General features: G+C 37.0%; 16 protein-coding genes. 12 read left to right on the top strand and 4 right to left on the bottom strand.

What is annotated here, in order from left to right; genetic code table 11:
• The first annotated feature begins 87 nt into the window (after window positions 1-87).
• Together IEV69_RS06030 and IEV69_RS06025 are read left to right on the top strand one after the other, a co-directional pair.
• Window positions 88-615 (top strand): hypothetical protein, encoded by a 528-nt coding sequence (locus IEV69_RS06030; protein ID WP_188440519.1) that lies wholly within the window; start codon window positions 88-90, stop codon window positions 613-615.
• 180 nt (window positions 616-795) lie between these two features.
• Window positions 796-1,317 (top strand): GNAT family N-acetyltransferase, encoded by a 522-nt coding sequence (locus IEV69_RS06025; RefSeq protein ID WP_188440518.1) that lies wholly within the window; start codon window positions 796-798, stop codon window positions 1,315-1,317.
• A gap of 120 nt (window positions 1,318-1,437) precedes the next feature.
• On the opposite strand, the gene IEV69_RS06020 is transcribed toward IEV69_RS06025, so the two are convergent.
• Both IEV69_RS06020 and metK read right to left on the bottom strand, forming a co-directional pair.
• Window positions 1,438-2,802, bottom strand: a complete 1,365-nt coding sequence (locus tag IEV69_RS06020) for an acyl-CoA dehydrogenase family protein (RefSeq protein WP_188440517.1) — start codon at window positions 2,800-2,802, stop codon at window positions 1,438-1,440.
• Window positions 2,803-2,936: 134 nt separating this feature from the next.
• Window positions 2,937-4,202, bottom strand: coding sequence for a methionine adenosyltransferase (gene metK, locus IEV69_RS06015; RefSeq protein ID WP_188440516.1), 1,266 nt, complete (start codon window positions 4,200-4,202; stop codon window positions 2,937-2,939).
• Window positions 4,203-4,434: 232 nt separating this feature from the next.
• Between metK and IEV69_RS06010 the strand changes: the two genes are divergently transcribed.
• On the top strand, window positions 4,435-5,580 hold the full coding sequence (locus tag IEV69_RS06010) for an acyloxyacyl hydrolase (RefSeq protein WP_229741358.1): 1,146 nt from the start codon (window positions 4,435-4,437) through the stop codon (window positions 5,578-5,580).
• On the top strand, window positions 5,581-6,336 hold the full coding sequence (locus tag IEV69_RS06005) for a head GIN domain-containing protein (protein WP_229741356.1): 756 nt from the start codon (window positions 5,581-5,583) through the stop codon (window positions 6,334-6,336).
• Between the two features lie 62 nt (window positions 6,337-6,398).
• Here the strand turns inward: IEV69_RS06005 and IEV69_RS06000 are convergent, their stop codons facing one another.
• The gene (locus IEV69_RS06000) at window positions 6,399-6,869 is read right to left on the bottom strand and encodes an acyl-CoA thioesterase (protein WP_188440515.1); all 471 of its coding nucleotides are present in this window, start codon (window positions 6,867-6,869) and stop codon (window positions 6,399-6,401) included.
• Window positions 6,870-6,900: 31 nt separating this feature from the next.
• A complete protein-coding gene (gene gldA / locus IEV69_RS05995; RefSeq protein WP_188440514.1) occupies window positions 6,901-7,806 on the bottom strand; it encodes a gliding motility-associated ABC transporter ATP-binding subunit GldA in 906 nt (301 codons plus the stop codon).
• Between the two features lie 172 nt (window positions 7,807-7,978).
• Here gldA and IEV69_RS05990 point away from each other — a divergent pair, with 172 nt between their 5' ends.
• From IEV69_RS05990 to queA, 8 genes are all read left to right on the top strand, one after another.
• Window positions 7,979-9,079, top strand: a complete 1,101-nt coding sequence (locus IEV69_RS05990) for a chorismate mutase (protein ID WP_188440513.1) — start codon at window positions 7,979-7,981, stop codon at window positions 9,077-9,079.
• A 4-nt stretch (window positions 9,080-9,083) separates the two neighbouring features.
• Entirely contained in the window at window positions 9,084-10,037 is a 954-nt protein-coding gene (gene rsgA / locus IEV69_RS05985) for a ribosome small subunit-dependent GTPase A (RefSeq protein WP_188440512.1), read from the top strand.
• 29 nt (window positions 10,038-10,066) lie between these two features.
• Window positions 10,067-10,519 (top strand): D-aminoacyl-tRNA deacylase, encoded by a 453-nt coding sequence (dtd, locus tag IEV69_RS05980; RefSeq protein ID WP_188440510.1) that lies wholly within the window; start codon window positions 10,067-10,069, stop codon window positions 10,517-10,519.
• A 64-nt stretch (window positions 10,520-10,583) separates the two neighbouring features.
• Window positions 10,584-12,488 (top strand): DUF3858 domain-containing protein, encoded by a 1,905-nt coding sequence (locus IEV69_RS05975; protein WP_188440508.1) that lies wholly within the window; start codon window positions 10,584-10,586, stop codon window positions 12,486-12,488.
• Window positions 12,488-14,500 carry a DUF3858 domain-containing protein gene (locus IEV69_RS05970; RefSeq protein ID WP_188440506.1) on the top strand — a complete coding sequence of 671 codons (2,013 nt, stop codon included), beginning with the start codon at window positions 12,488-12,490 and terminating at the stop codon, window positions 14,498-14,500. Before IEV69_RS05975 ends, IEV69_RS05970 begins: the two co-directional genes overlap by 1 nt.
• An 11-nt stretch (window positions 14,501-14,511) precedes the next feature.
• The gene (locus IEV69_RS05965) at window positions 14,512-14,838 is read left to right on the top strand and encodes a nucleotide pyrophosphohydrolase (protein ID WP_188440504.1); all 327 of its coding nucleotides are present in this window, start codon (window positions 14,512-14,514) and stop codon (window positions 14,836-14,838) included.
• Between the two features lie 52 nt (window positions 14,839-14,890).
• The gene (locus IEV69_RS05960; RefSeq protein WP_188440502.1) at window positions 14,891-16,132 is read left to right on the top strand and encodes a 3-phosphoshikimate 1-carboxyvinyltransferase; all 1,242 of its coding nucleotides are present in this window, start codon (window positions 14,891-14,893) and stop codon (window positions 16,130-16,132) included.
• Between the two features lie 107 nt (window positions 16,133-16,239).
• Entirely contained in the window at window positions 16,240-17,289 is a 1,050-nt protein-coding gene (queA, locus tag IEV69_RS05955; RefSeq protein WP_188440485.1) for a tRNA preQ1(34) S-adenosylmethionine ribosyltransferase-isomerase QueA, read from the top strand.
• Window positions 17,290-17,383: the final 94 nt, after the last annotated feature.

Raw genomic sequence — 17,383 nt, 5'->3', positions numbered from 1 at the left:
ATAAAAGAGCATGTCGACTATTTGGGATATATCAGCCATATACCCGAATCATGTCTTATATACTAACGTTGGCCTGCATTTAAAAAAATGAAACATCTATTATTAACATTAATGATTTTTCTCGTTGGAAAAGCATTTTCTCAAACGGATAAGTTGTATTATGAACAAAAGGCATTTGACTTATATCAAAATGAAATTTTAGACTCCTTTCCTGTAAATAAAAAAATTAAAATTTATCAACACGCGTTTGATTTTCATCCAAAAGCTTTTAGGTTTTCAATACCCAATTGTTTAGAAAACATTGTTTGGAAAAACAACGAACAATTCGAGGAAATGACAACTTACAAGGAAAGGAAAATTGACTTTGACTCGAGTCTTGATTTTTCTAAAATAAACAAGAAACAATTTAAAATAAAAATAAACGGAAAAGGAAATTTCCCGAAACTGCTTATTAGTTCACCTCATATTGAGAAAGGTAATAACAAACGAATTTTTATAAACCTATATGAAAAACATAGTGAAAGAAAAGAATACATTTACCATATTGAATTTAACATAAACGGGAAAATAATTAACTGGTGTAGATCTGAATACTATGAAATTATTATACACTAGGAAAATAATGACACAACAACAATATATATAAATAATGCTGAACCTAGCTCAAATCGAAAGCCTGTGCTCTCTTGCAACACTTGATTTTCCTCCGGACAATCAAGCACCCAGTTCGTACTGTTTTTATAGAGAAAGTTGCCACCGAGTGGGAAAGAATGCCCGAACTTAATTTAAATAAAAGTGAGAAACGATTTTCCAATATTAAAAACTGAACGACTTCAATTAAGGAGAATAACCGAATCTGACCTTGAAAATATCTACAACGGCCTTTCCAATCCTGACGTGATAAAACATTATGGAATAAGTTTTAACAGTTTGGAAGCGACAAAAGAACAAATGACTTGGTTTGCCGATTCAAAACAATTTTGGTGGGCGATTTGTTCAATTGATAATGAAACATTTTATGGTGCAGGTGGACTAAACGACTTTTCAAAAGAACATAAAAAAGCTGAAATTGGACTTTGGTTATTACCCGATTTTTGGGGAAAAGGAATAATGACAGAGGTAATGCCTTTAATTTGCAATTATGGATTTGAAAAGCTTGGAATTCATCGAATAGAAGGCTTTGTAGAATCTGACAATCAAAACTGTAAAAAAGCAATGGCAAAACTTGATTTTCAACTCGAAGGAATAATGAAAGACTGCGAAATAAAAAACGGAAAATTTATAAGTGTTGAAATTTACGCCAAACTAAAAACATAACGGAATAAAGCCAGGTGCCAACTAAACCTATAATCTATTGCTTCTGCCGGCTTACTCGGAAAAATACACTTTAAATTAACATTGGAAACTAAAGAAGAAACGTTGTTTCCTTTTTTAATTTTAATTCACAAAAGCACTATATCCGGTAATAGCACGGCCCACAATGAGTGAGTTGATTTCTTTGGTACCTTCATAACTGTAGATGGCTTCGGCGTCTGCTACAAAGCGGGCGACGTCATATTCCAGCAGGATACCGTTACCTCCCATTACTTCGCGTGCACGACCCACCACATCACGGGTGCGCATACTGCAAAAAACTTTTGCCAGGGAAGCGTGCTCATCAGTAAGGAGCTTTTGATCCTGGAGTTCAGAGAGCCTAAAGCACAAGGTTTGCATGGCAGTGAGGTTTGATACCATTTCCACCAAATGGTTTTGTATTAGCTGGAAGGAGGCGATGGGCCTGCCAAACTGTTCCCGTTTCTTGGTATATTTTAAAGCTGCTTCATAAGCCCCACGGGCGCAGCCCACGGCTTGCCAGGCGACTCCCGCTCTGGTCATTTGCAGTACCTTTGCTGTGTCTTTAAACGAATTTGCATTTTGCAACCTATCTGATTCCGGCACGCTGCAGTTTGTCAAGGTAATAATCGCATTTTGCACGATGCGTAAGGCCATTTTATCCTCCATTTTTTCGGCTTTGAAGCCGGGATTTTCTTTGCGCACCAAAAACCCTTTTACCTGATTGCTATCTTCATCCCTTGCCCAAATGATAATTACATCAGCAAAGGTGGCATTTCCAATCCATTTTTTTTGACCGTTTAAAATCCAGTTGCCATCGATACGTTTACAGGTAGTTTCCATTCCGCCGGCAACCGCAGAACCCACATTGGGTTCGGTAAGACCAAAAGCACCAATTTTTTCCAGTCGTTGCATCGCCGGTAACCATTCCTGTTTTTGCTCTTCACTTCCACACAGATAGATAGACCCCATGGCCAGTCCGCTATGAACACCAAAAAACGTGGAAATGGAAACATCTACCCGTGCCAGTTCCTGAGCAATGATGCCTTCCAGTAAAAATGATTTATTTGCACAGCCATAGCCTTCATAAGCAATACCAGCTATATTGAGTTTGGCGAATTTTTCAATGATTTGAAAAGGGAATTTTGCCCGGTTCCAATGGTCATTGACTAAGGGTTTTACTTCATCTTCCATAAAATTGCGCACCTGCAACTGGATGTCGCGGTCTTCTTTGGAAAGTTTTAGGTCAAGATTGTAAAAATCACCATCAATGGGAGGGAGTTGATGTTGCCCTTTTTTTGCTTTTGTGGTGAGCATTTTCATAAGCCCTTTGAGCTGTCGCTCATCAAGTTCTCCCAGGTTTTTAATAGCATCTGAAAGGTCTATTTTTTCATTGAGTTTGGCAAGTTGGTCCAAATCAATTGTTTTTAATAATTGAAAAGTACCTTTGATTTTTTTGAAGATGGACATAACTTTAAGATTTATATTCTTTAAAGATATGTATAAAAAGAAATAAGGGTGTTAAGGAAAGGCAAATTATATAAAATAAAAGAAGCCATTTCGTTACAAAATGGCTTCTAAAAAAAATATTTGATAAGACGCTTTTACGCCTCTTCAGTAAAACCAAAAGCTTTTCGCACTTCCTCCACCATATCCAGTTTTTCCCAGGTGAAAAGTTCTACCTCGATTTCTTTTTTTCCGGAGTAGGGGCTTTCAAACACTTTTGTGATTGTTTGAGGCTCGCGACCCATATGGCCGTAAGCAGCTGTTTCACTGTAAATGGGATTGCGTAGTTTTAGGCGTTTTTCAATAGCGGCCGGGCGCATATCAAAAAGGTTGATGACCTGTTCTGCGATTTCTCCGTCTGTCATATTTAATTTTGATGATCCAAAGGTATTCACATAAATGGATGTGGGTTTCACCACGCCAATAGCATAGCTCACCTGCACCAAAACTTCGTCTGCAATCCCTGCAGCCACAAGGTTCTTAGCAATATGTCGCGCGGCATATGCGGCGCTGCGGTCTACTTTACTGGGGTCTTTCCCGGAAAAAGCACCACCACCATGCGCTCCTTTGCCACCATAGGTATCCACAATGATTTTTCTTCCGGTTAAACCGGAATCACCATGTGGCCCACCAATCACAAACTTTCCAGTAGGGTTAATATGGTAAATAATATCGTCGTTAAACAATTCCTGAATATACCCTGGCAATTGTGCTTTGACCCTTGGGATTAGAATATTAATAATATCACTTTTAATTTTGGCAAGCATTTTTTCGTCTTGATCAAAATCATCATGCTGCGTAGAAACTACAATGGCCACAATTTTTTGGGGCACATTGTCGTCGCTGTATTCAATGGTCACCTGGCTTTTGGAATCGGGGCGCAGGTAAGTGATTTCTTTTTCTTCCCGGCGTAATGCGGCGAGTTCTATCAATATTTTGTGTGAAATATCAAGGGCTAACGGCATGAAGTTAGCTGTTTCTGAAGTAGCATAGCCAAACATCATCCCCTGGTCACCGGCGCCTTGCTCTTCTTTATTTTCGCGATCCACACCCTGATTGATGTCTTGTGATTGCTCGTGAATGAGTGAAATCACTCCACAGGAATCGCCACTAAATTGATAAGCACCTTTTGTATACCCAATTTTGTTTACCACATCTCTTGCAATTTGCTGTACATCGAGGTACGTATTGCTTTTCACCTCTCCGGCAAGCACTACTTGACCAGTGGTTACCAGTGTTTCGCAGGCAACTTTTGACTGAGGATCAAAAGCTAAAAAATTATCTAAAAGAGCGTCACTAATTTGGTCTGCAACTTTATCAGGGTGTCCTTCAGAAACACTTTCTGAAGTAAATAAATAGGCCATAAAATCAGATTTAATAATTTTAAAAGTAAGGAAAAGATTTGACGTAAAAAAGCAGGTAGGATGTACACTGTTTTAGCATTTTTAAACCCAACTTAAAAGGGAGTCCCATCTGTGATGAGGTTCCAAAAATAACTATGGAACAAGAGGTTGCAATCAGTCAAATTTTTCCTCAAAATCTGAGCAAAATTAGCAATTAAAAAAAGAATATTAAAGCATTCATAGTTTTATTTATATGAATAAACCTTTAAAATTTAGGAATTCTATTATTTTTACGGCCATGAAATGGTTGCCACTATTATTCTTATCAATTTTTTCTGTAGAGTGTGTTTCTCAAGAAAAACATGCATGGTTCAGTTCTATAGAGATAGATTATTTTTACGGAACCATTCTGGAACACAACCCTGAAATTGGACATTTAATCACCCGTCATCCTGAAGGAATTGTATTGCAATACAATGTTAAGACCTTTGGGTTTAAAGAATGGGAGCGTCGTCACAACTATCCCGATTGGGGGCTTACGTTTTCTTATCAGGATATGAAAAACCCCAATCTGGGCGAATTATATGGTTTGTACAGTCACATAAGTTGGTATTTTTTGAAGCGAAATGTACAGCTTGGTATTGGCACAGGTATTGCCTATGCTACTAATCCTTATCATCCTGATACTAATTATTTGAACAATGCTTTTGGGTCTTCAATATTGAGTGCCACTTTATTAAAATTAAATTATCACAAGGAAAATCTATGGAATGGTTTTGGTGTTCAGGCCGGCCTTTCACTTTTTCATTATTCCAATGGAAATTTTACGGCTCCCAATACAAGCACCAACACGTTTGCATTCAATGTTGGTCTTAATTACAATTTGAATCAAGAACCGATTCCGGAGTATATTCCGTTTGAACGGGAAACATTTAGCGAACCCATAAAGCTGAATGTTCTGGTGCGTTTTGGGATCAATGAGAGTGATGTGATTGGTTTAGGAAAATCCCCTTTTGTGGTAGTTTCTGCCTTTACTGACAAACGATTGAGCAAAACAAGTTCAGTTTATGCAGGGGCCGAACTTTTCCTTTCTTATTTTTTAAAAGATTTAATTGAGTATCGTGCTATCGCGTATCCCGAATTTAACATCAGTGGCGAGGAAGACTTTAAGCGGGTGGGTATTTTTGCAGGGTATCAATTTCGTGTCAACAAGCTGGCACCTTTTGTCAATGCGGGGTATTATGTTTATTACCCTTATGATTTTGAAGGCAGAATGTATAACAGATTGGGAATTAAACGCTATTTTGGTGAAAAGGAACAACTATTTGGAATACTAAGTGTCAAAGCACACGCCGCCAAAGCTGAAGCTATTGAGTTTGGTGTAGGAATAAGATTGTAAATGATAAAAAATATTTTTACTTATTTGACCATTGCTTTTTTTGTCACTGCCTGTGATTCAGACTCCTCATGGAATTGTATCAAGGCTACGGGAGCAATCGTTCAGGAAGAAATAGCTTTAGAAACTTTTGAAAAGCTCGATGTGCGTCATCGTGTGCAACTCTTTGTAAAACAAGGAGCTGAGCAAAAAGTGATTTTAGAAACCGGTGAAAACCTCAAAGCGAAGATCAACTTTCAGGTTGAAAATGGTACGCTGCGCATTGAAAATGGTAATAATTGTAATTTGGTGCGCGATTATGGTGTTACAAAAGTATTTGTCATTTCGCCCAACATCACCCAAATAAGGAATGGTTCTGGGCTTCCTTTATTTAGTGAGGGTGTGTTAGGGTTTCCAACACTGGCATTGCTTTCAGAAGACACTGCAGTAGAAGGTGACATTCATACCGTGGGTGATTTTCACTTGCAACTGGACGTGCAATCGTTGACAATCGTTGCCAATAACAAGGCCAATTTTTTCCTTTCCGGTGAAGCTGAAATGGCCACATTTGGGCTTTACAGTGGAGACGGACGTGTAGAAGCTACAAATTTGATCGTACAGGATTTGAATATATTTCAACGCAGCAGTAATAAAATGTTTCTAAATCCCAGGCAGTCCATTCGTGGTGAAATACGTGGTGTAGGCGATGTGATTGCAATTTTCCAGCCACCGGTGGTGGAAGTGGAGGAGTTTTATACAGGGCGTTTGATTTTTGAGTAAAGTATTTGTAGGCTTAAAATAGTGGTGATTTCAGATTTTTTTTAATTATTCAAAACAGAATTTTAAATAAAAGGTTTCATTTCGTTTTCAATTTGTAACCGGAGTTTCTTTAGATTCAAGGCATAGTTTTCAAGTTGTTTTTCTTTTTCTGACTCAGGTTTCCATTTTTTTACTTTTAGGGGTTTTCCTTTTTCATTCACTGAAACAAAAACAATCACACAATGTGTTTTTTTTACCCATTTTTTGGAACTGATATTCTTTGAATAAACATCTACAGCAATGTGAATACTTGTCTTTCCAGTATAAATTACATACGCATCAATTTTTATAATATCTCCTATACTTATAGGGCTATAAAATCGAATTCCACCAACATAAACTGTAACACAATAGGTTTCAGCCCAGGTTCTTGCACAGGTATAGGCAGTTTGATCAATCCATTTCATAGCAACACCGCCATGCACCTTGCCACCAAAATTAATGTCTGAGGGTTCACTGATAAATTGGAACGTTATTTTACTTTGATTTTTCATGGACCTATGTAATAAAAATAGATTTATAGACTCAGTTTTCCTCTCCTCCTGTCAACTCTCTAAACAACTGCTCCAGATTTTTATTTTTGGCGTTGAGTTGTAAAATTTTGAGTCCGTTATCGTGGGCAAAGTCAAATACTGCCGGACGCATATCTTTTTCGGTATCAAATGTGAGTTCATAGATAAAATCGTGGGTGTTGTTTACTTGTTTTACTTTGGGGAGATTTTGTAAAGCCACGTCTTCCACCCGAAAATCAAACTCCACTTCAATAATCTGTGCCTGGTGTGCTTTCAATTCAGCTATTTTTTTGTCGGCCACAATTTCTCCTTGATTAATAATAATTACCCTATCGCAAATGGCTTCGACTTCCTGCATAATGTGAGTGGAGAGAAATACCGTTTTTTCTTTTCCGACATTTTTGATGAGGTTTCTAATTTCGATGATTTGGTTGGGGTCTAGTCCGGTGGTGGGTTCGTCAAGGATTAACACATCGGGGTTGTGAAGCAAAGCATTTGCCAGTCCCACACGTTGACGATAGCCTTTGGAGAGTGCTTCAATTTTTTTATGGGCTTCAGGAGTGAGTCCTGTTTGTTGAATCACTTCTTCAACACGATTTTTTGAACTATTAAAGATGGCAGCATTGAACCGCAGGTATTCCCTTACATACATATCGAGATACAAGGGGTTGTGTTCGGGTAAGTAACCCACACTTTTTTGTACTTCTTTTTTGTTTTCGGTTACAGAAAACCCATTGACAGTTGCAGTTCCTTGTGTTGCCGGGATAAAGGTGGTAAGAATTTTCATCAGGGTTGATTTTCCGGCACCATTTGGGCCTAAAAACCCCACTATTTCCCCTCTGTTTACCGAAAATGAAATAGCTTTCAATGCGTTTTGTTCGCCATATGTTTTAGTAATATTATCAACGGCTATCGACATAGAATCTCTTTTTTTAATTTATTTGTTGTTTTGGGCAGGCTTTTAAACTGACAGAATTGTTGTAATTTTGTGCTTTCTGTAAAAACAACAAAAAGCCGATTTTATTTCGTTTAAGCGAAAATATTAAATTAAATCTGTTTGTACTTTTTTTTCGGAAAATTTAAACAAGAATATGCCAGAATCTATACCCCATCAAAACTCCAAATTAGGTTGGTTGAAAGAATTTCAGCAGCCACATCCGTTGATGATCGCAGGCCCATGTAGTGCTGAAACCGAAGAACAGGTGTTGGCTATTGCACATCAATTAAAAGAAACTGAGACGTCTATTTTTAGAGCAGGAATCTGGAAACCCAGAACCCGACCCGGAAGTTTTGAAGGAGTAGGGGCAGTTGGTTTGCCTTGGTTGCAGCGAGCTCGCTCTGAAACCGGATTAAAAATGGCTGTTGAAGTGGCCAATAAAGCACATGTTGAAGAGGCTTTGAAAGCCGATATTGATGTTTTGTGGATTGGCGCACGAAGTACTGTAAGTCCTTTTATTGTTCAGGAAATTGCCGATGCATTGGCAGGAACCGATAAAGTTGTTTTGGTAAAAAACCCTGTAAACCCCGACTTGTCTTTGTGGCTGGGGGCAGTGGAACGTTTGCAAAAAGCCAACATCAATAATCTGGGTGTAATTCACCGCGGATTCTCAACTTATTTGAAAACCAAATACCGCAATAATCCAGAGTGGCAACTGGCTATTGATTTTCAAAGTCATTTTCCTGATTTACCACTTATTTTAGATCCCTCACATATGGGTGGACGACGTGATCTTATTTTTGACCTGAGTCAAACAGGACTTGACCTTAACTATGACGGTTTGATGATAGAAACCCACACCGATCCTGACAATGCATGGAGTGACGCTGCACAACAAATCACACCGGCAAAGTTTAAACAACTAATTGCTGAATTACGGGTTCGGTCAATAGATGTGGATGCAAAAGATTTTAAAATTAAGATTCACACCTTGCGTAAACAAATTGACGCGATTGACTCACAGATTTTATCTAATTTGGGAAGTCGAATGAAAATAGCCGATGAAATAGGTCGCTTGAAAAATGACAATAATGTAGCCATACTACAAATGGAGCGCTGGAACGAGATTTTAGAACGAATGAAATTAGCCGGGAATTCTCAGAGTTTAAGTGAAAAATTTATTACAGAATTATTTAAGGCAATACATCAAGAGTCTATAGAGCATCAACATACCATTATTAAAAATAAACCTTAATTGAATGAAAGGAACCGTTTATAAATCAACCGGAAGCTGGTACACTGTCAAAGCCGAGGACGGTTTATTTTATGAATGTAGAATTAAGGGAAAGTTCAGGATACAAGGTATTAAAAGCACAAACCCCATTGCTGTGGGAGATCGTGTTGAGTTTAAACTGCAAACTAAAAATGAAAAAACACAAGGTGTTATTCATGATATTGAAGACCGTGAGAATTATATCGTGAGGAGGTCTGTAAACCTTTCCAAAAGAACACACATTCTCGCAGCCAATATCGACCAACTTTTTTTGGTTATCACTTTAAACAACCCACCTACATTTACTTCTTTTATTGATCGGTTTCTTGTGACGGCTGAAGCTTATCATATTAAAACTGTTTTATTGTTTAATAAAATTGATACTTATAACGATGAAGAATTGCTGGAGGTGAAACACTTATCTGCACTGTATCGAAATATTGGATATGAGTGTCTGGGTATTTCGGCAAAGACCGAAAAAAATATCGATAAGCTTAAAGATTTTATGAAGGAGAAGGTGAGTATTTTTGCAGGTCATAGCGGCGTGGGTAAGTCTACTTTAATAAATGTTGTTGAACCTGGATTGAATTTAAAAACAAAGGAAATTTCTGAGCAACACAAGCAAGGACAGCATACCACTACCTTTGCTGAAATGTTTGATTTAAGTTTTGATGCTAAAATTATTGATACCCCCGGGGTGAAAGGTTTTGGTCTGGTTGATGTTGAAAAAGAAGAACTTTCTGATTATTTTCCTGAGTTTTTTATGCGAAAAGAAGCCTGTAAATTTAACAATTGTTTGCATGTAAAAGAGCCTCACTGTGCTATAAAGGATGCTTTGGAAACAGGAGAAATAGCCTGGTCTCGCTACCGGAGTTACCTGCAGTTATTGGAAGGTGAGGATGAAAATTACAGGACTGATTATTGGGAAGAAGAAAGTTAAATTGAAACCTAGCTATTGCGCAAAAAGAAATGAGAGTAGTTATACAAAGAGTAAAAAAAGCATCAGTCTCCATTGAGGGAAAAGAGTTTTCACAAATCGGCTATGGGCTCCTGATCCTTTTAGGAATAGAAAATGACGATACACAAAAAGATATTGAATGGCTTGTTGCGAAAATAATTAAACTGCGTATATTTAACGACGAGACCGGAGCAATGAACCGGTCTCTTTTAGACATATTAGGTGACGTTCTGATTGTTAGTCAATTTACCTTGCATGCATCCACCAAAAAGGGCAATCGCCCTTCATTTATAAAAGCCGCAAAACCGGATGTTGCAATTCCCCTTTATGAACAATTTGTTGCCTTTTTTGAAAAACACTTTGGCAAAAAGGTTGCCACCGGTAGTTTTGGTGCTATGATGAATTTAGCACTCATCAATGACGGACCCGTGACAATTGTGATTGACACAAAAAATAAAGAATAAAAAGTAGTTTTTATTTGTGTCATCTGGCAAAGTTTAGTTTATTTGAAAACTTAAAATTTTGTTAATGCGGCTTTTATTACTCATTTTTCTTACTTTTTCGGCAAGTGCTCAAAAAGAGCTTACCCAATCTTTACTAATTCCCGTTCATCTTACTGAGAGTGCAGATGCAATTGTTCGTTCCAATGAACTTGAAGTGAATATACTTTCAACAAAAGAAGTGAAAGTAAATAGAAAGGTAATCGTTACAGTTTTAAATAAAGCCGGCAATAAACACGTTTGGAATTTTATATATTATGACAATAGCATTAAGGTAAAAAAAGCTGAAGCTTTTATATATGATGCTTTAGGAAAGGAAATCAAAAAATTCAAAAAAAGGGATTTTAAGGACAGGAGTGCTGTTGATGGGGGAACACTATATTCTGATTCCCGTTATCTATATGCAGATTACACGCCTTTATCTTACCCTTACACCTTTGAAATTTCTTATGAAACCACTTCTGAAAATACACTTTCACTGCCCTTCAAACTCTTTATTCATAGCTATAATGTAAGTTCACAAAACAGTAGTTTAAAAGTGCATTACAATAGCACTGAGTTGGATCTGAACTACAAGGAGAAGAACTTTGGCGACTATCAGATTGAAAAAACAGTATTTCCAGGCATATTATCTTATACAGCTAAAGATATCCCGGCGCTTGTGCGGGAAGACTATAGCCCTCCTTTCTTGGAAATGGTTCCACAGGTACATTTGGCACCCACAGTTTTTTATTATGAAGGTATATATGGAGAAGCACGAAATTGGAAAGAGTTAGGAAAGTGGTTTTATGACAACCTTATTGTTGGGAGAGATAAAGTTAGTAGCCAAACACTTTCTGAGGTTCAGGCACTGGTTGCCGGTGTTGACGATAAACTAGAAAGAGCAAGACTTGTTTATGAGTATGTCCAACAAAACACCCGTTATATTAGTGTGCAAGTAGGAATTGGTGGAGTGCAGCCCATAGAAGCTCAGGAAGTAGACAAAGTAAAATATGGAGATTGTAAAGGCTTGACCAATTACACAAAATCATTGCTCGATGCAGTGGGTGTCCCTTCCTACTATGCCCATGTAGAGGCAGGAAATATTCAAGAAAATTTTGAAGAAGATTTTGCTTCAATAGCACAAGGTAACCATGTCATTCTTGCCATTCCAAATGATTCTGAGTACACTTGGATTGACTGTACAAGTCAAGTTCATCCTTTTGGATTTATTGGTGATTTTACAGATAATCGAAATGTTTTAATTATGAAACCAGAAGGTGGTGAAATTGTAAAAACCACAGCCTATACCAATCAGAATAATTTCAGAAAAACCAATGCGGTCTATTCAATTGATGAAACAGGGACAATGAAAGCAACTGTGGAAATTACAAACCAAGGCATTCCCTATGATAACAGGTTCAAACTTGATAAATTTTCAAAAGAGGAATTGCATAAATTTTATGTAAAAAACTGGAGAAATATCAATAACCTTTCATTGTCTAAGACCCATTTTGAAAATGACAAAGAGAACGTTTCGTTTGAAGAAACGGTAGAGCTGGAAGCACGAAATTATGCTGCAGTCAATGGAAGCCGTTTATTTCTTTCTGTCAATGCTTTTAACAATAGCAACTATGTGCCCTCCAGATACAGAGATCGAAAAAGTCCTGTTAAATTCTTCAGAGGATTTTTATTTGAAGATAATTATTTAATTTCTCTTCCTGACAGCTACCAAATAGAAGCTTTTCCAGAAAGTGTGTCAATTGATACTAAATTTGGAACTTATACTTTGGAGCTTGTTGCCAATGAAGACCACACAATAACATTAACCAGAAAATTATTTCTTAAAGAAGGAGATTATCCAAAGGAAGACTATAAAGCTTTTAGAGACTTTTTCAAGGATATTTCTAACTATGATAACTCTAAAATTGTATTAAATAAAAAAGAATCATAATGAAAAAAGTTGCAATTGTATTTTTATTTTTAAGCACGCTGAATTGGGTTCAAGCCCAGCGCTATGACTTTGGAAAAGTATCAGATGATGAAATCAAACAAACAATACATGCTGCAGACCCAGAAGCAAAGGCAGCAATTCTATATAAAAAAGGAACCGTTAGTATGCAATACAACGATGGCTGGGAGTATGTTTATGAAATGGAAGCTCGCATCAAAATTTACAACCAGGAAGGTTATGGATTTGCTACGGTAGAAGTCCCAATTTATAATGCCGGTGCTGGTAAAAATGAAATATTTTCAAATTTTAAAGCATTTACTCACAACATGGAAAACGGAAAAACTTCCAAAGACAGACTTCGAAACGGCGACGTTTTTGACGAAGATTTAAATGAGTTCTGGGATGTGAAAAAATTTACATTTCCCAATGTTAAGGAAGGCTCAGTTTTGGAATATAAGTATAAAATCATTTCACCCTATATATCGACACTTCCAGAGTTTGAATTTCAAGATCAAATTCCAGTTGACCACGCTGAATATACTCTAAAGATCCCAGAGTATATGAATTTTGAAACACACAGTAAAGGGTTTTTTCCTCTAAACAGAACAGTTAAGAGCGAGTTTAGTAATTTAACGTATTCATTCACACCCGGGCAAACTGACGGAGCTTCTGTGCATAGAACCCATAAAACACACTATTCAACAATTTCATTTACATTAAACTCTACCACTTTTACAGCTGAGAATGTACCAAAACTTGTGCAAGAAGAGTATGTTAACAATATAGAGAACTACCTTTTATCCATAAGACCCGAGCTCAAATCTATTCAAATGCCCAGATCTGAAAGGGTGGTGTTTTCTCAAACCTGGGACGATGTAGCAAGGGAGGTTTACGATAACAGTAGCTTTGGAAAAGAGCTGGAATCAAAAAACTATTTTGAAAAAGATTTGCAGCCTATTATATCTAAAGCTTCCAATGATGTTGAAAAAGCTGCACTTATTTTCGAATTTGTTAAACAACGTATGGCATGGAATGGTAATTATAATTATTTCTCTCACAACGGTTTAAAAAAAGCATATAAAGACCGCACAGGTAACGTGGGCGATATTAACCTCATGCTCACAGCAATGTTGCGTTATGCGGGACTTGAGGCCAATCCGGTATTGGTCAGCACAAAATCAAACGGAATTCCATTATTTCCAACCCGCAGTGGGTTCAATTATGTTATAAGTGGGGTGGAACTGGGTGATAACATTTTATTGATGGATGCAACAAGTGCTTATAGTGCTCCAAATCTTTTACCTGAAAGAGTGATGAACTGGTTTGGAAGAATGGTGAAATCAGATTTAACCACAAAACAAATAAATTTAATGTCTGCTTCTAAATCCAGAAAAATTGTTAATCTAGAAGTGATAATGAATGAAGGTGGAACAATTGAAGGAAAGGTAAGAAACACCTTGACTGATCAATTAGCGCTTGATCACAGAAGCAGTTTTGCCGGTGTTGCAGAGTCAAATTATTTGGAAAAACTTGAAAAAAGTTATGATGGAATTCTTATTTCAGATTATGAAATACAGCACAAAAAGGACCCCTACAAGCCTGTTGTTGAAAGTTTTAATTTTGAAAAAGAGAACGCATATGATTTGATTGGAGATAAGATTTATGTAAATCCTTTATTTTTCCTGGCCTCAACCAATAACCCTTTTACAACAGAAACACGTGAATATCCAATTGATTTTAGATATCCGTCCTCAACAACATTTATGATTAATTTAAGTATACCAGAAGGCTTTACTGTTGAGTCGATACCTGAGTCCGGAGCATTTCAATTGCCGGATCAAATTGGCCAATTCCAATTTATGATTTCAGAAATTGATTCTAAAATTCAATTGCGAGTATCATCAGATATAAATACCTCAATCCTGCCCGCTTCATTTTATGGTGCTCTACAGGAGTATTTTGCTGCTTTGATTAATAAACAATCTGAACAAATTGTCCTTTCAAAAACTTAAAATCATTCCTTATGGACATCAAAAACGCTCAATTAGAAGTTGATCAATGGATTAAAAATCACGGAGTGCGTTATTTTAACGAACTCACCAATATGGCTCAACTCACAGAGGAAGTGGGGGAAGTTGCCCGTATTATCGCCCGTCGGTATGGTGAGCAAAGCGAAAAAGAAAGTGATAAGGAAAAAGATTTAGGTGAAGAACTTGCCGATGTGGTCTTTGTAGTACTGTGCCTTGCCAATCAAACAGGAATTGACCTTCAGAAAGCCTTTGATAATAAATTAAAGCTCAAAGCAAATCGCGATCACGACAGGCATCAAAATAATGAAAAATTAAAGTAATACTTTCTTAGTCAGTTTGTAATTTTGCCATCCACCCTGATAAATCCAGCTAATGAATTTACTTTTGAATCGGTCGACCCTTTTGCCCAACAGCAATCTGCAAATTGCCGGTTCAAAAAGTATTTCCAACCGTTTGTTGATATTACAACAACAATTTACAGAGTTAACTATTCAAAACCTTTCTGATGCAGAAGATACTTTACTGCTAAAGCAAGCACTCACTTCTAGTTCACAAACAATCGATGTTCATCACGCAGGAACCGCAATGCGTTTTTTAACCGCATTTTTTGCATCTCAAGAAGACAGGGAAGTTGTATTAACAGGTTCAAATAGAATGAAAGAACGTCCCATTGGGGTTTTGGTTTTGGCTTTGCAAGAACTGGGTGCATCTATCTCTTATCTGGAAAATGAAGGGTTTCCGCCATTAAAAATTGTTGGAAAAAAAATAAAGAAAAACAAGCTTTCCATCAATTCAGGAGTGAGCAGTCAGTTTATTTCAGCGCTTCTTTTGATTGCACCTTCGCTTGAAAATGGATTAGAAATAACCCTTTCCGGAAATAAAACATCACTGCCTTATCTTGAAATGACCATCAATCTTTTAACCCAAATGGGTATAAGTGTTTTATTTTCAGGCAACAATATTTTGGTAAAACCCTTTCAAGGAGAACCAGAAATAAAGCAATTTAAAGTAGAATCTGACTGGTCTACTGCATCCTATTTTTACTCTTTTACAGCACTCTCTCCAGTGGGAACTACATTAATTTTAAATAATTTTCAACAGGATAGTTTGCAGGGCGATAATATAACTGCCTCCCTTTTTGAACAATTGGGAGTTGAAACCACATTCTCTAAAGGAACGATACTTTTGACTAAAACACGTTCAGCAGTGATTAAAGAATTAATCCTTGATCTTAACAATTCACCTGATTTAGCTCAAACATTGGCAGTTTGCTGTTTTGGCTTGCAAATTCCTTTTCATTTCAATGGTTTACAGACTTTAAAAATAAAAGAAACTGACCGACTTGAAGCCCTTGAAACCGAGCTCAGCAAGTTGGGAGCAAAAGTAATAGTGAGTGCAGATAGCATTTCGATGCGTTCATTAGGTAAACCTTTACGATTTCAAAACCAGACTCCAGAGATTGCCACCTATAATGATCATCGTATGGCTATGGCATTTTCCCCATTGGCACTTTTGTTTCCTATTAAAATTAAAGAAGCAGAAGTTGTTAAAAAATCCTGCCCATTGTTTTGGGATTATTTGTCTAAAATTGGCATCAGCTTTTCAAGTTATTAAGCAATAACTAAACTATTTAAAATAATAAACCTCATTTTACTTGACATCGCCTGTCTTGAGGTTGTATATTTGCAGCTTCGAAAAAATCAAACTTTAACAAACACTCTATGAAGCTTTCACACTTTGATTTCAATTTGCCAAGCGAGCTGCTGGCAGAGTACCCCCCTTTAAACCGAGATGAATCCCGCTTAATGGTTTTAGACCGAAAGACTCAAACTATTGAGCACAAAATGTTCAAAGATTTGATTGATTATTTCGATGAAGATGATGTACTCATATTGAATAACACCAAAGTTTTTCCCGCAAGATTGTTTGGAAATAAGGAAAAAACCGGAGCTAAAATTGAAGTATTTCTATTGCGCGAACTCAATGCGGAAACACGCCTTTGGGATGTGCTGGTAGACCCTGCAAGAAAAATTAGAATTGGGAACAAGTTGTATTTTGGAGAAGATGAAACCCTAGTGGCCGAAGTGATTGACAATACAACTTCCAGAGGAAGAACACTGCGGTTTCTGTTTGACGGAACCTATGAAGAATTCAGGAAAAAATTAAATGAGTTGGGTGAAACGCCGTTGCCAAAATATATCTCCAGAGAAGTAGAACCGGAAGACGCAGAACGTTACCAAACCATTTATGCCAAGAAAGAAGGTGCAGTTGCAGCACCCACGGCAGGCTTGCATTTTTCAAAACATTTATTAAAGCGTCTTGAAATCAAAGGCATCAATTTTGCAGAAGTTACTCTTCATGTTGGTTTAGGAACGTTCAGTCCGGTTGAAGTTGAAGACCTTTCAAAACACAAAATGGATTCTGAGGAATTTGAAGTTGATGAACACAGTGCCAAAATCGTAAACGAAGGTAAAGCTAAAAGGCGAAAAATCTGTGCTGTGGGAACTACAGTAATGCGTTCTATAGAAAGTACTGTTTCATCACAGGGAGCACTCAACCCCTACATAGGATGGACGAATAAATTTATTTTTCCACCCTATGAATTTAGTATTGCAAATTGTATGATTACGAATTTTCATACACCAAAATCAACTTTATTGATGATGGTTTCTGCCTTTGCAGGTCATGACTTTATTAAAAAAGCCTATGCAGAAGCCATAAAAGAGAAGTACCGTTTTTATTCTTATGGTGATGCTATGTTAATATTGTAACATTAAGTAAAATATTAATAATCAATCCTCAATAAATTTATTTTGTTGAGGATTTTTTAGTTTATGATTGTACTTTCAATTAAATCCCTTATTT

It is taken from the genome of Planktosalinus lacus (genome assembly GCF_014640155.1).
Lineage (GTDB): Bacteria > Bacteroidota > Bacteroidia > Flavobacteriales > Flavobacteriaceae > Planktosalinus > Planktosalinus lacus.
The sequence above is the reverse complement of the archived record's forward strand: the minus strand, read 5'-3'. Positions and strand labels throughout refer to the sequence as shown.

What these genes read in the sequence shown, in the direction of transcription:
- IEV69_RS06030 (WP_188440519.1), top strand. Translation starts at nt 88, where the DNA reads ATGAAACATCTATTATTAACATTAATGATTTTTCTCGTTGGAAAAGCA.
- IEV69_RS06020 (WP_188440517.1), bottom strand. Translation starts at nt 2,802, where the DNA reads ATGTCCATCTTCAAAAAAATCAAAGGTACTTTTCAATTATTAAAAACA.
- metK (WP_188440516.1), bottom strand. Translation starts at nt 4,202, where the DNA reads ATGGCCTATTTATTTACTTCAGAAAGTGTTTCTGAAGGACACCCTGAT.
- IEV69_RS06010 (WP_229741358.1), top strand. Translation starts at nt 4,435, where the DNA reads ATGAATAAACCTTTAAAATTTAGGAATTCTATTATTTTTACGGCCATG.
- IEV69_RS06005 (WP_229741356.1), top strand. Translation starts at nt 5,581, where the DNA reads ATGATAAAAAATATTTTTACTTATTTGACCATTGCTTTTTTTGTCACT.
- IEV69_RS06000 (WP_188440515.1), bottom strand. Translation starts at nt 6,869, where the DNA reads ATGAAAAATCAAAGTAAAATAACGTTCCAATTTATCAGTGAACCCTCA.
- gldA (WP_188440514.1), bottom strand. Translation starts at nt 7,806, where the DNA reads ATGTCGATAGCCGTTGATAATATTACTAAAACATATGGCGAACAAAAC.
- IEV69_RS05990 (WP_188440513.1), top strand. Translation starts at nt 7,979, where the DNA reads ATGCCAGAATCTATACCCCATCAAAACTCCAAATTAGGTTGGTTGAAA.
- rsgA (WP_188440512.1), top strand. Translation starts at nt 9,084, where the DNA reads ATGAAAGGAACCGTTTATAAATCAACCGGAAGCTGGTACACTGTCAAA.
- dtd (WP_188440510.1), top strand. Translation starts at nt 10,067, where the DNA reads ATGAGAGTAGTTATACAAAGAGTAAAAAAAGCATCAGTCTCCATTGAG.
- IEV69_RS05975 (WP_188440508.1), top strand. Translation starts at nt 10,584, where the DNA reads ATGCGGCTTTTATTACTCATTTTTCTTACTTTTTCGGCAAGTGCTCAA.
- IEV69_RS05970 (WP_188440506.1), top strand. Translation starts at nt 12,488, where the DNA reads ATGAAAAAAGTTGCAATTGTATTTTTATTTTTAAGCACGCTGAATTGG.
- IEV69_RS05965 (WP_188440504.1), top strand. Translation starts at nt 14,512, where the DNA reads ATGGACATCAAAAACGCTCAATTAGAAGTTGATCAATGGATTAAAAAT.
- IEV69_RS05960 (WP_188440502.1), top strand. Translation starts at nt 14,891, where the DNA reads ATGAATTTACTTTTGAATCGGTCGACCCTTTTGCCCAACAGCAATCTG.
- queA (WP_188440485.1), top strand. Translation starts at nt 16,240, where the DNA reads ATGAAGCTTTCACACTTTGATTTCAATTTGCCAAGCGAGCTGCTGGCA.